Consider the following 938-nt stretch of genomic DNA (forward strand, 5'->3'; position numbering starts at 1 on the left):
ATCAGCTTTCAGCGATCAACCGGGGGTTCTAGGTTCTAGGTTCTAGGTTCTAGGCTCTAGGCTCTAGGCTCTAGGCTCTAGGCTCTAGGCTCTAGGCAAAATGTACCTGTAGGAATGGCTTTAGCCATGAATATGGTTGTTTAATTTATTCGGCACTGAAGTGCCTCCTACGGGGTTTGTTGCTGAGGGTGACACTGTACTAAACAACCCAACCGCTCAACTGACATCTAATATCTAACGTCTGATATCTCCGTGTTTCAACTGACGGCTGAAAGCTGACAGCTAAAACGCAAAAAAGCCCGACTCTTTCGAATCGGGCTTTTTTTAATTTGGAGCCTGGCGATGACCTACTTTCACATAGCAGCTGCTACACTATCATCGGCGCTGTTTCGTTTCACTACTGAGTTCGGCATGGGGTCAGGTGGGTCCAAAACGCTATTGTCACCAAGCAAATTTGGTTGTCAGTCCGTATCGCTACGTACTAACTAAAATTTGGAATTCTGATAATAAAGTCTTCTAGTATCTACTTTAGTTATATTAACTTCTTCGCTTGTTTCACTATCACATAAAACGCGTTTGGCGTTGTATGGTTAAGCCTCACGGGTAATTAGTACAGGTTAGCTTAATGGCTCGCACCACTTCCACATCCTGCCTATCAACGTTGTAGTCTTCAACGGCCCTTCAGAGACTTTAAAAGTCTAGTGAGAACTCATCTCGAGGCCTGCTTCGCGCTTAGATGCTTTCAGCGCTTATCAGTTCCGAACGTAGCTACCGGGCAATGCCATTGGCATGACAACCCGAACACCAGCGGTTCGTTCACTCCGGTCCTCTCGTACTAGGAGCAACCCCTCTCAATTCTCAAACGCCCACGGCAGATAGGGACCGAACTGTCTCACGACGTTCTAAACCCAGCTCGCGTACCACTTTAAATGGCGAAC

The 938-nt window shown here is 46.9% G+C and carries 2 rRNA genes; both read right to left on the bottom strand.

The window, feature by feature from the left end:
- Window positions 1-334: 334 nt before the first annotated feature.
- Window positions 335-449, bottom strand: a 5S ribosomal RNA gene (gene rrf / locus MSG34_RS24100).
- Between the two features lie 137 nt (window positions 450-586).
- A 23S ribosomal RNA gene (locus MSG34_RS24105) occupies window positions 587-938 on the bottom strand; the annotation flags it as partial.

The organism is Vibrio sp. 1CM2L (assembly GCF_023161695.1).
In the GTDB taxonomy this organism is placed as follows: Bacteria; Pseudomonadota; Gammaproteobacteria; order Enterobacterales; family Vibrionaceae; genus Vibrio; species Vibrio coralliirubri.